The following is a 13,476-nucleotide window of genomic DNA, read 5'->3' on the forward strand; positions in this document are numbered from 1 at the left end:
CTTGTTAAAAGATATTAAGGACTACCCATGCCATCTAACCCTGGTTTATTAATTTCGGAAATACTGACTAACCCTAATGGTAACGACTCACCTTTTGAATATGTGGAATTGATAGCTACTCAAGCTATTGATTTCTCGATTACTCCTTATTCTGTTGTGTTTGCTAATAATGGTAATGCTACCGCTAGTGGCTGGATTGCTGGTGGTGGTATTACTTATGGTTTTAGCATTACCAGTGGTACGGTTAATGTAGGTGATGTAGTTTATGTTGGTGGCTCGTCGATGGCACCAACTGGTACAAAACTACGCACAATCAATACCGGAACAACTACAGGCGACCGCTTTGGTACGGCTAACGCCACAGGTGTACTGGGTAACGGTGGCGGTAATGCTGATGCTGTTGCAGTATTTGCAACTAATATCAACAACATTACAAATTCTACTGTTCCTGTTGACGCCATCTTTTTTGGCTCTGGTATTGGTAGTGCTGTGGTATCTAGTGGTACAGCAGGGTATCAATTACCTGAAAATGATCGTTACAGCGGTGGCAAGTTACAGTCTAACAGCTTCTTAGCCGCAGATCCAGCCGCTGATCAGATATTGATTGCATCTGGAACATTTAACACAGCCACAAATACTTTTACCACCGCTCGTAATTGGTCTTATGGTGCAGCAACGGCTACTTCTGCGATTACGCTGATTCCGGCTGTCAACCTATCCGTCAGCAGTAATTCTGGCTCAGAAGCAGGTACAACAGTCGTCACCGTTACCGCTACCGCCTCCAGCACTGTTTCTGGAAACCAAACTGTTAACTTAGGTGTGTCCGGAACAAATATCACTGCAGGTGATTACACCCTCAGCAACACAACTATTACCATTCTCAACGGACAAACCACAGGTTCTGTCACCTTCACAGTTGTTGATGACGCGCTAGTTGAAGGTACGGAAACTGCAATCCTGACCATTAGCAATCCATCTGCCGGTTTGGCGCTGGGTAGTACTACTTCCCAAAACATCACCATTACCGATAACGATGTTGCTAACACTGCTCCCACAATCCTGGCAGACAACGAAACGGTAATCGATCCTGAGAAAGTTACAGCTTTCCTGAGCATCCCTAACAATAGCCCCAGTGGAAGCCCTGCAGCTTTCGTCAGCGGTGTAATTAACGACCCCACTGACCCCGCCCGCACAATTGGGATTGAGTTTAACGTTGCTGACGCAGAGACAGCCGCAGGTGCGTTAACTGTCACAGCTACTAGCAGTGACACCGCAGTTGTCGCTAACGCTGGACTAGCAGTTACCGGCAGTGGGAACAGCCGCAACGTGAAAATTACCCCGACTGGCGTAGGCTTTGCAGACATCACCGTTACTGTTAGCGACGGTTCACTCAGTAATTCTTACGTTATTAAATACGCTGCTTCGGCGGCTGGGAATACTAATACTCGCTTCCTCACAGGGACGAGTGATGCTTCTAGTGCTATAGCGATCGACTCTAATTATATCTTCGTTGCCGACGACGAAGACCAAACCATTCGGTTGTACGATCGCAATAATTCCGGTTTACCAGTAAACAGCTTCAACTTTACCTCTTCCCTGGGATTAGATGGTAACAGCGAAGTTGATATCGAAGCCTCCACCCGGATTGGGAACACAATTTACTGGATGGGTTCCCACAGCAACAACAGCAGTAATAACGACAGACCCAACCGCGAACGCATTTTCGCCACAGATATTACTGGTACTGGAGCTAATGCCACCCTGAGTTTCCAAGGATACTATCAGTTCCTCGAAGATGACCTGATTGCTTGGGATAACGCCAACGGTCACGGTTTAGGCGCTGGCTTCTTGGGATTGGGGGCGAGTGCGGCTGCGGGTGTTTCCCCGGAAGTACCCAACGGCTTCAACATTGAAGGCTTGACAATTGCCCCCAATAATAGCACTGCCTACGTTGCCTTCCGCGCGCCCAACGAACCAACCACCAACCGTACTCAGGCGCTGATTGTTCCAGTCACCAATTTTACCACCATCCTGAATGGTACAGGTGGGACAACTGGCTCTGCAACCTTCGGTGCGCCTATCTTTCTCGATTTAGGTGGTCGTGGTATCCGCAGTATTGAGCGTAACTCGACTACTAACCAATACCTGATTATTGCTGGCCCTGCAGGTGCGGCTACAGGCACTGCACCCAACGACTTCCGGCTTTACACTTGGACTGGTAACTCAGCAGATGCACCAATATTGCGGGCAGCAGATTTAACTGCCTTGAATGCTGGGGGTAGCTTTGAGTCCATTGTTGAGGTTCCCAACTCCTTAACTGGCGGTAGCCAAATTCAACTACTAGTAGATAACGGCGATACTGTCTGGTACAACAACGGCACAATTTCCAAAGACCTCGCCCAGGACAACTTCCAAAAATTCCGCAGTGAAATTATCACCTTAGGTGCTGAAGTAGTTACACCCACAACAGTAACTATTGCCGCTACAGATGCCGCTGCAGCCGAAGCCGGAAACGACCCGGGCACTTTCCGCATCACCCGCACAGGTAGCACAACTACAGCCCTCACCGTTAACTACACCATTGCTACAAGTGCTGGTCAAGCCGCCAACGATGGCACTGACTACACTCCAACGCTGACGGGTACTGCCACGATCGCTGCTAATAGCTCCTTTGTGGATATTACCATCACCCCAATTGATGATGCTGCTGTCGAAGGTAGTGAAACAGTGACTCTCACCCTAGCCAGTAGCGCCAACTACACCTTGGGCGGGACAGTCACAGCCACAGTCGTCATTGCAGACAACGACACAGTTGCGGCACCCGCTCAACTGTCTCCAGGAGATATCATTTTCAATGAGTATGCCTCAGACAACGACGCTAACGGCAATGATTTCTTTGAGTTATTAGTCCTCAAAGATAACGCTGACTTGCGGGGATTGCGGGTAAGTGATAATGAGCTAATCGGTGGCGTCCTCAATAATAATGAATCAGTCTTTGTCTTCGGCAATGATGCCTTCTTGAGCAGCGTTCCCAAGGGCACAACAATCGTCGTTTGGACAACCACTGCTGGCGTTACCACAGATACCACCGTCAATCCCGCCGCCAACGACTGGAAAATGGTTCTAGCTCCGGGAACTGGAGTGACAGTAAGCACAGATGGACTGAGTGGTAGCACCAACACAGGATTAGCCACCGGCGGTGATGCTCTCTACCTATATTTACCAGGAGCAGATGGTAACAGTGGCGGTACTGACAACATCTACCTAGACTTTATTTCTTACGAGGATGATGGGGGAGCGATCGCACCCACCGGACTCGCTGACTTAAACTTGGCTAGTCTTGCAGATAACGCCTACTACACAGGCAACACCGCAGCTGGTAACGATATAGCTGCTAACTGGGTAAGATATGACTTCCCCGCCACTGCACCTAACGTACCCACACCAGGGGAAGCTAACCCAGGTCAAGACTTGAGTGCCTTACGTGGCGGAGTAACACCTACCCTGAGTCTCAGCATTGCACCCAACACCTTCTCAGAGGCAGCAGGTGCATCAGCAGCCACAGGAACCGTTACCCGCACTGGCAGTACTACCAGCGCCTTGACAGTCGCACTGTCTAGCAACGATACAACCGAAGCCACCGTTCCCAACACTATTATCATCGCCCCTGGACAAGCATCTGCTACCTTTGCCGTCAATGCTGTGGATGATGCCCTGGTGGATGGTTCCCAAAACGTCACGATTACCGCCAGTGCGACTAGCTTTAGCAACGTTACTGCTAGTTTGACAGTCACAGATAATGATGTTGCAGCCCCCACCATCACCAAAATCCATGATATCCAAGGAAACGGTGCCACCTTTAATGCTGGCTTTGGTGGTACACGCACTATTGAAGGTATCGTGGTTGCGGCCTTCCTGGGAAGCACAAAATTAAATGGTTTCTACGTCCAAGAAGAAGACGCCGACGCCGACGCCGACTTCGCCACCTCAGAAGCCATCTTTGTTTTTGACAACTCAGGACAGTTTACTGGGGTTGCTGGCGATAAAGTCCGGGTAACAGGAACTGTTGCCGAATTTACCAGCACTAGCAGTGGTGTTACTAGCAGCTTGACGCAGCTTTCTAGTGTGACAAGTGTAGTCAACTTAGGCGCTAACAATCTACCCGCAGTCACTAACATTCAGTTCCCTGTCGCCAACGTCGCCGACTTGGAACGTTACGAAGGGATGTTAGTTAATATTAGCGGTGTTGGTGGCAACCTTACTGTTACCGAGTATTTCCAACTCGGCCGTTTTGGACAAGTCGTCCTAGCAGCAAATGGTGCTAGTAACCAACCAGGAACCGACGGCAGACTTGACCAATATACTCAATTCAACGCCCCCAGTGTCAGCGGCTATGCTGCATACTTAGCGGAAATTGCCAAGCGGGAAATTATCCTAGACGACGGTAGCAGTACTCAAAACCCAGACCCAATTATCTTTGGTCGTGGTGGTCAACCCTTGAGTGCGAGCAACACACTCCGGGGTGGTGATACCGTTGCTAGTATTACTGGTGTTTTAGACCAGCGTTTTGAAGGCTATCGCGTTCAAACTTCCACAGGCGTCAACTTTACACCAACAAATCCCCGCCCAACTACCGTACCTAATGTAGGTGGAAGCCTGAAAGTTGCGACCTTTAACGTCCTCAACTACTTTAACGGAAATGGCACTGGTGGCGGTTTCCCCACTTCCAGAGGAGCGGAGAATGTTAACGAATTCAACCGTCAGCGTGACAAAACAATTGCTGCCATTATCGGCTTAAATGCTGATGTTGTCAGTCTGATTGAACTTGAGAACGATGGTTACGGTGCTAACAGCGCTATTCAAGATTTGGTGAATGGGTTGAACGCTGTTGCGGGTGCGGGTACTTATGCCTTCATCAATCCCGGAACCAGTTTAGCAACCGACGAAATCACCGTCGGGTTAATTTACAAACCCGGTAAAGTTACCCCAGTGGGTGCTGCGGCGACAATACCTAATAGCTTTGGTAACGGTGCGTTTGATGTGGTGGGACGGAAACCCCTAGCGCAGACATTCCAAGAAATCACCACTGGTGAGAGTTTCACCGCAGTTGTCAATCACTTTAAATCTAAGGGTTCCAGTTCTGGTGGTGTGGGTGATGCTGATGCGGGCGACGGTCAAGGCTTATCTAACGGCACACGGACTCGCCAATCTCAAGATTTGGCACAATGGCTAGCGAGTAATCCTACAGGTACCACTGACCCAGATTACCTGATTTTGGGCGACCTCAACGCCTACGCCAAGGAAGACCCGCTGACAACTTTGAAAAATGCAGGCTATAACAACCTGCTTCCAGATGCTTCCTATTCCTACGTCTTCGATGGTCAGGTAGGTTCCCTTGACCATGCTTTAGGAAGTAACAGTCTGGCGTCACAAGTTACGGGTGCAGAAAAATGGCACATCAACGCCGATGAACCCACTGTTTTAGACTACAACACCAACTTCAAGTCTGCAGGGCAGCAAACCAGCTTATATAATGCTGATGCTTTCCGTTCCTCTGACCACGACCCAGTGGTTGTAGGACTAAATTTATCCAGCATTAACATCATCGCTCCCCCCGCAGGTCGGAACCCAATCACCGGAACAGCAGGTAATGACAGAATTGTCGGCGGCGCTGGGGCAAAAACTATCACCACTGGCGCTGGTAGAGATGAGATTGTTTATACCAACATCAGGGAAGTGGGTCATCGCATCACCGATTTTGAAGTCGGTAAAGACAAAATTGTCCTGACTCAGTTGCTGGATAGTCTGGTTGTTGGTGGTTATAACGGCACAAATGCCATTACTGACGGCTATGTGAAATTGGTGCAGGGGTCTACCGCTAGCTCTAGTATCTTGCAGATTGACAATGATGGATTATCTGGTTCTGCTATCTTCAGAAATTTCCTGGCATTAGACAACGTCACTCCACTAGCGATGAACAATACTCAAAACTTCGTTTTCTAGTAGGGTCTGTCTCATTAATTTCGATTAGTTTGTAGTGAGCGCTAAAGCGCTGAAAAACAGGAGGACTTTAGTCCTCACTACGAACTTATGTACACAAAACATTTCGCCAACAAATAGAATCCCATGTTTACCAACTTCAAAAATTCACTTCTCACTGCGGGTACTGTCAGCTTATTAAGTTTTGGTAGTTTGGCAATTGCTAATCCTGCTCATGCTGCCACCCTTGACTTAACTACTTTTCAGAAAATCGGTGATGTCACTGCGACACCAACTCAAGCAACACTCCAGTCAGGTACTGGTAGTACAGTGCTTAATGATGGTGGTCCTGGTAGTATTTCAACTTTTCTGGGTGTAACTCCCGCTCAACTCGATAGTCTTGCTCCTGCTGGTTCATTTGCTGGCGCCACAGCAGGTTCTGCGATTAAGAAAACTCTGATTGCTAACGCTGGCGATGTTTTTAGCTTCAATTGGAATTTATCGAATAACACCGGTGACGCCGCCTTTGTCACAATTAACGGTACAGTCAGTGCTTTGACAGGAAATTCCCCTTTTAGCTATACCTTTGGCGCAGCGGGTAGTTACCTATTTGGTATCGGCCTTGTTGAAGTGGATGAGGACTTTGGTTTGTCACAGTTAGTGGTGAGCAATGCTCAACTACAACCAGTGCCTGAACCTGCAACTATGTTAGCTTCATTCACTACCTTGGGTCTTGGTGCAGGAATGTTGAAGCGCTTCCGCAAGAAGGAACGGGTGTAGAAATTAGGGCGGGGTTTCCCATTGGTGTCAACTTAACGTAAAACCTATAGCCCACAAGGAACTGAAGTTCCTTGCTAATAACAGAAGTCATCTCAAGATGACTAAATATGCCAAAAATCTTTAGTCTACTTCAGTAGACTTTGGTTATTAGCCTTGAACTTCAGTTCTGGGTGGGTGTGGAAGTCAACAGATAACCCATTTCTCGCTTAAGTTGACACGTATGGGGATTCCCCCGTTCCCTGTTCCCTTCTTCGATGCATATGTTTATGAAAAAAAGATAAAACTATATATTTTTTTGATATTTTAACCGTTTGCTAGCTGTTTCTTAATGTTACTAGGATAACTTCTAGGATCTGAGGATGTACTAGAGGGTAACTATGAGATATAAAGCTTATTGATAAAAATTTTGCTAAATATTCGTTACTTTATATACATGCTTTCCTGGAAAATATCCAATATATATTTTCTAGTTATATAGCTACTAAATAAATTGCCAAGATGCAATTTGTGTTGAATTTAAACCAGAATTAAGTAAACATGCAGCCGATTCTTAACAGCCCAGAGTCAGAAACAGTGACAGAAAATATAGGATTTGAAGAATTAGCGATCGCTCTTTTTGCCAATCAATTCAATCCGACGATTCTCAGCCTGGATTTTCTCAAAATTAGCGGAATTATTCCCGGCGATTGGCAATTACAAAGTCAGCCTAATATTACACCTAATTTTGCTCAGATTGTTTTTCAAAATGGTGTTAATTTAAACTTTCAAAATCGCACAGTTTCTTTTTTGCAAATTATAGATAAAAAAGACGCAAATTCTCTGAAAATTCCTGAATTGGCGCAAACTTTTATTGAAAGGTTGCCTTACAGCGATTATCAAGGCATCAGCATTAAACCAAAAATTTTAGTGGGGCTATCTGCTAACCAAGGTTTAGCGAGAAAATACATTGTAGAAAAGCTGATATCACCTGGCCCTTGGTGTGATATTGGTGTCAGACCAGCCCAAGCAGCAATTAATTTTTCCTACCAATTAGAACAAGCTCAACTATTATTAAATATCACAGAAGCGCAAATTCAACAAGCTGAAAATCAGCCCATACCAGCGGTGTTGTTTTCTGGTAGCTTTAATTATGAAGTTAGCAGTTATAATGAAAGCGATCGCTTTCCTGAAATCCTCAAGCGATTGCAAAACTGGTCAACAGATTTAGAGCTTTTTCGTGACATTGTAAATAATAAGTTTCTTGGCAATCACGATAACGTTTTTCTATTTAACAGGTAAAGTTTTTGTGAGGCATCTCACAGTCATCAGGTTGCAGAAGAAAAAATAGCGGTGAGCACATCTCACCCTATGCATCTACTAATTTTTCCATCTACCCAAAACTAACTCATGGTGACTACCAACACGATTCGTTTTTCTCAGTTCAATGCATCATTGAACCGTAATTCAGCAGGTCAATTAGTAACCGATTTATCTACTCCGAATAATGCTCAAGCCAAAGCAGTGGCAGAAATTATTCAGCGCAACAACCCAGATGTTTTGCTGATTAATGAATTTGATTATGTCGCAGAAAATCCCACTCAAGCAGTGCAATTATTTCTGCAAAATTATTTGGGAGTTAGTCAAAATGGAGCGACTCCCGTTAACTATCCCTATTTTTATATTGCACCCAGTAACACCGGAATTGCTTCTGGTTTTGACTTAAACAATGATGGCGTTGTCGTCACAACACCAGGAGCTACAGGCTACGGTGACGATTCTTTTGGATTCGGGAATTTTCCTGGTCAATTTGGGATGTTGCTCCTCTCCAAATATCCCATTGATACAGATAATATCCGCACCTTCCAAAACTTTTTATGGAAGGATATGCCTGATTCTTTAATCTCTACCATCGCTACCCCCGGTTCAACAACTCCTTGGTACTCCCCAGAAGAGCAAGCGGTTTTCCGTCTTTCTTCCAAGAGTCACTGGGATGTACCCATTCAAGTGAATGGCGAGACAATACACGCTTTAGTTAGCCATCCCACACCACCCACCTTTGATGGTGCTGAAGACCGCAACGGTAAGCGCAACCATGATGAGATTCGGTTTTGGGCAGATTATATCACCCCTGGTAAAGGTAGCTACATTTACGATGACCAAGGAAACACAGGGGGAATTGCTGCTGGTTCTAGCTTCGTGATTATGGGCGACCAGAATGCTGACCCCTTGGATGGTGACAGTTTTGACAATGCGATTCGTCAACTGTTACAAAATCCTGGGATCAATACTAATACCATCCCTACCAGTTTGGGTGGCCCTCAACAAGCCGTTTTACAAGGTGGTGCAAATAATAACCACAAAGGTAATCCCGCTTTTGATACCGCAGACTTTGCTGACACCGCACCCGGTAACTTGCGGACTGATTATGTTTTACCGTCAACTGACTTGCAAATTAGCCAGTCAGCAGTATATTGGCCGTTGAATACTGACCCCAATTTTGCCACAGTTGGTACATTTAATGCCAGCCTTCCTGGTGGTTTCCCTAGTTCCGACCACCGCTTAGTTTATGCAGATGTGCAAGTAGGAGCGACGGAAGCAGGAAATACTATTCCAGTTCCCAATCCTAGCGACTTTCCTAGCACTCCTAATGTTCGATTACAAGGACAAACCATCTTCCCCACAGGCTTTATTCCCAGCGGTGCGGCGGGGATTGTGAACGGAGTAGCGACAGCATTAGGTGGTTTATCTGGTGTTACCTACGACGCTGCTAAAAAGCAATTTTACGCCATCTCCGACGATCGCTCACAAATCGGCCCGGCGCGTTTCTATACCTTCATTGCTGATGCTGCGGGCGTCACGTTCACCAGCGTCACCCCCATCAAAGATGCTAACGGGAACTTCTTTGCACTCAACAGCCTCGACCCAGAAGGAATTGCCTTAACTAACAAAGGTACAGTATTTATTTCCTCAGAAGGTGAAGCTAATCCCAGTGTAGGTAGAGTTACGAATCCCTTTATAAAAGAATTTTCCCTCGCAACGGGACAAGAATTGCGATCGCTGCCTGTACCGAAAAAATTCTTACCTGTGGTGGTAGACACCAACGGTAACGGAATTGTGGATGCGGGTGACACACAAACTTCAGGGGTTCGCAACAACTTAGCTTTTGAAAGCCTGACTATTACACCAGACCAAAAGACTTTATTCACAGCCACAGAAAACGCTCTTTTCCAAGACGGGCCGATTACCACCACTACCACAGGAACACGTTCTCGCATCCTGCAATACAACTTGTTGAGTGGTCAGCCAGAGAAAGAATATCTATACATTACAGATACCACAGTACCGCCCAACCCAGCAACAGGAGCTAGCGACCACGGCTTAGTGGATTTACTCGCCATCGATAATCGGGGTACATTACTCGCGTTGGAACGTTCCTTCAGTGTGGGTGTAGGTAATAGCATCAAGATTTTTGAAGTAACTCTGCAAGGTGCAACAGATATCAGCGTTTACGATTCCTTGACTAGTTTAAACCCAACTCAACTAGCAGCGATCGCTCCCGCACAAAAACGGCTACTGTTGAACCTCAACGATTTAAAATTACCCACAGACGCCAATCACCCCATCACAGGTTTAGATAACATCGAAGGTATCACCTTCGGCCCCAAACTAGCCGATGGTCGCCAAACAATTGTCTTGGTGAGTGACAACAACTTTGGCGCAACTCAGTTTACCCAAATCCTCACCTTGAGTGCAGATGTAGTTCCCACAGCCGCACCTGTAGTGGAAACTCGCCCCGATTTATTCGACGACCCAGCCTTACCTACCAGTCAGCGTGCGGATGCTGACGACCCAGCAATTTATGTCAACGCCGTTAATTCAGCTGATAGCTTGGTGCTGACATCAGTGAAAAATGCTGGACTGCGGGTTTATGATTTGTCAGGAAATTTATTGCAAGAAGTGAATCCTGGGGGAATTCGCTACAACAACATCGACTTGCAATATGGGTTTAAATTGGGTGGTGAGAAAATTGATATTGCTGTGGCAAGCGATCGCGGTAATGATAAACTAGCGATATTCAAGATTAATGCCGATGGTAATGGTAGCGGTAAATATCTCGAAGATATCACAGATAGCACCATCGGCACTCTCTTCCAAGCTCTACCCTTCACCCCTCCTTACTCCTCCTCAGCTCGCAGCGCTTACGGACTAGCCTTATACCGCAGTCCCATTACCAACGATTACTACGTGTTCGCCAGTCGTCGGCAAACTGGAGATGTCGCCCAGTTCAAACTAATTGACAAAGGTAACGGTAAAATTGGCGCAGAACGAGTCCGAGAATTTACCATACCCACAATTAACGGCCGCGACCCGCAAACAGAAGGAATGGTGGTAGACCAAGAAACAGGTTTCCTCTACATCGGACAGGAAAACGTCGGCATTTGGAAATTCCAAGCCGAACCAAACGGTGGTCAAACTGGTAAGCTGATTGATAAAGTCAAGGCTTTGGGTGGAACCCACCTCACAGATGATGTAGAAGGCTTGACAATTTACTACGGTAAAAACGGCACTGGTTATTTACTCGCATCCAGTCAAGGTGATAACACCTTTGTCGCTTACACCCGCGAAGGTAACAACGATTATTTGGGTAACTTTGCCGTTGGTAGTAACGGGTCAATTGACAGTGTACAAGAATCAGATGGTGCGGATGTCGTTAACGTCCCCCTCGGCCCCAACTTTCCCTACGGTTTATTTGTCACCCAAGACGGTAACAACACCCCAGCGAAAACTGTGGATGGGGAAAATATCAACTCTAACTTTAAGTTTGTTCCTTGGGAAAACATCGCCAACGCTTTTCCCACAGCTTTAAATATTGACACCACCAGTTACGACCCGCGCAATCCTGTCGCTCAACCCAAACTAAGCACCTACGAATTCCAAAATCTACCCAAATTAGGGACAACTTCCACAGGTCAAGATATTTTGTTGGGTGGATTTTCTGGGTTATATTTCCAAGGAGTTGCAGACAACGGTAACTTAAAGTTTGTCACCAACACCGACCGCGGCCCCAACGGTGAACCTACGGGAGTCAACAGACCATTTTTCTTACCAGATTTCCAACCAGAAATCGTCAGCTTTGAACTCAACAAAACCACTGGTGAAATTACCATCACTAAGAGAACCGGGTTATTCCGTCAAGATGGAACCACACCTCTAACAGGACTACCCAACTTACAAGCTAACGCGGCTGGACTGGCTTATACTGATGAAGTTGCCGTTGATTTGAACAACAAAGTTTTACCTAATGACCCGTTAGGTGCAGATTTAGAAGGAATCGTGGTTGCAGAAAATGGTGACTACTGGTTAGTAGATGAGTATCGTCCCGCAATTTACCACTTTGATAGTAACGGAAAATTGCGCGATCGCTTTATCCCCAAAGGAACTGCAACAGCACCCAACCCAGACGCACCCGCAGGTACTTTTGGGACGGAAGTATTACCAGAAGTTTATGCTTCTCGTCGCAATAACCGGGGCTTTGAAGCGGTAGCTTTAGAAGGTAACAAACTCTACGCCTTCATTCAAAGTGCACTTGACAACCCAGATACTGCTGCTGACACCACCTCCAGAAATTCCCGCAACTTGAGAATTTTGGAATTTGATATCGTCACCAAAGAGGTGACAGGTCAGTATTTATATCTCCTCGACGATATCACAGGTGCTGGTAACGCCAGAACAGACAAAATCGGCGATGCAGTTTCTCTGGGTAATGGTAAATTTGCGGTTGTGGAACGAGATGACTTAGGGACGAGCGCTTCCAACAAACTAATTTACCAAATTGATATCACCAAGGCGACCAACATCAATAACCAGGGTAACTTGATTATCCCCACTGGTAAGACCATCGAACAACTCACCCCAGCAGATTTACTCGTTTCTCGGATTGTTCCCGTCAGCAAAACTTTGATTGCGAACGCAGCGCAGTTGGGTTACACAGGAGTTGAAAAGTTAGAAGGTTTAGCATTGGTAGGGCCCAATACTCTCGCTTTGTTAAACGATAACGATTTTAACGTTACAGGTAACACACCCACAGAGAAACTCGGTCTTCTGGAATTAGTCAATCCCATCGCCGATGTCCCCAACATTTCCACTACCATTGATTTGCGGAATGTCACCAAACCAGTCACAGCCGAATTTGTCGTCAACAGAGATGCATTCTTCAACAACTTTGTCGGTTTCTATCAAGTAGTTGACAAAAACGGCGGTATCGACATCAACGGTGATGGCAAAGTTGACCTGCTCACCGGACAAGCTGGATATACTCAAGCGGCTATACGTGGACGTGTTGCGGGTGTTGACTTAGTGGCTGAAAACCAAGGTTCCGCGACCTACACAGGTATTTTCAAACCCGGCGCCATCTATGCACCATTCTTGATTGCAGACGGTAGACCTGATGCCATTCTTGATAGTAATCCTAATAATGATCCCACAGTTTACTTTCCATTCTTAGGAGCTAACTTTGATAAATCAGAGCATATTCGCCTGTTAGGTAATAACCTCTTGGGTTTTGAGGATTTACCTTATGGTGGTGACAAAGATTTCAACGATGTCACCGTCAAAGTTAATTTGAGTTTCGCTTAGTTATAGCGGTTTGCAAAGTACATAGGGTAGTTGCTTCAAGTTTTGAGGGTGCGTTAAGGGCTTTAGTTCTAACGCACTCTACCAAACTTTTGATTGAAAAAT

At 46.1% G+C, this 13,476-nt stretch carries 4 protein-coding genes; all 4 read left to right on the forward strand.

Going from position 1 to position 13,476, the window contains the following annotated elements:
* Positions 1 to 27 precede the first annotated feature (27 nt).
* The 4 genes from MIC7126_RS28735 to MIC7126_RS0123625 all read left to right on the forward strand — a co-directional run bounded on the left by MIC7126_RS28735 (position 28) and on the right by MIC7126_RS0123625 (position 13,374).
* Positions 28 to 6,003 (forward strand): ExeM/NucH family extracellular endonuclease, encoded by a 5,976-nt coding sequence (locus tag MIC7126_RS28735; RefSeq protein WP_017655601.1) that lies wholly within the window; start codon positions 28 to 30, stop codon positions 6,001 to 6,003.
* A 123-nt stretch (positions 6,004 to 6,126) separates the two neighbouring features.
* Positions 6,127 to 6,759: a PEP-CTERM sorting domain-containing protein gene (locus MIC7126_RS0123615; RefSeq protein ID WP_017655602.1), complete on the forward strand. Its 633-nt coding sequence runs from the start codon at positions 6,127 to 6,129 to the stop codon at positions 6,757 to 6,759.
* A 537-nt stretch (positions 6,760 to 7,296) separates the two neighbouring features.
* Positions 7,297 to 8,037, forward strand: a complete 741-nt coding sequence (locus MIC7126_RS0123620; protein WP_017655603.1) for a hypothetical protein — start codon at positions 7,297 to 7,299, stop codon at positions 8,035 to 8,037.
* Positions 8,038 to 8,145: 108 nt separating this feature from the next.
* Positions 8,146 to 13,374, forward strand: a complete 5,229-nt coding sequence (locus MIC7126_RS0123625; protein ID WP_017655604.1) for a phytase — start codon at positions 8,146 to 8,148, stop codon at positions 13,372 to 13,374.
* The last annotated feature ends 102 nt before the right edge of the window (positions 13,375 to 13,476 follow it).

Source organism: Fortiea contorta PCC 7126, assembly GCF_000332295.1.
GTDB lineage: Bacteria > Cyanobacteriota > Cyanobacteriia > Cyanobacteriales > Nostocaceae > Fortiea > Fortiea contorta.

Coding starts and splice junctions, on each gene's coding strand:
- MIC7126_RS0123615 (WP_017655602.1), top strand. CDS start 6,127: ATGTTTACCAACTTCAAAAATTCACTTCTCACTGCGGGTACTGTCAGC.
- MIC7126_RS28735 (WP_017655601.1), top strand. CDS start 28: ATGCCATCTAACCCTGGTTTATTAATTTCGGAAATACTGACTAACCCT.
- MIC7126_RS0123625 (WP_017655604.1), top strand. CDS start 8,146: ATGGTGACTACCAACACGATTCGTTTTTCTCAGTTCAATGCATCATTG.
- MIC7126_RS0123620 (WP_017655603.1), top strand. CDS start 7,297: ATGCAGCCGATTCTTAACAGCCCAGAGTCAGAAACAGTGACAGAAAAT.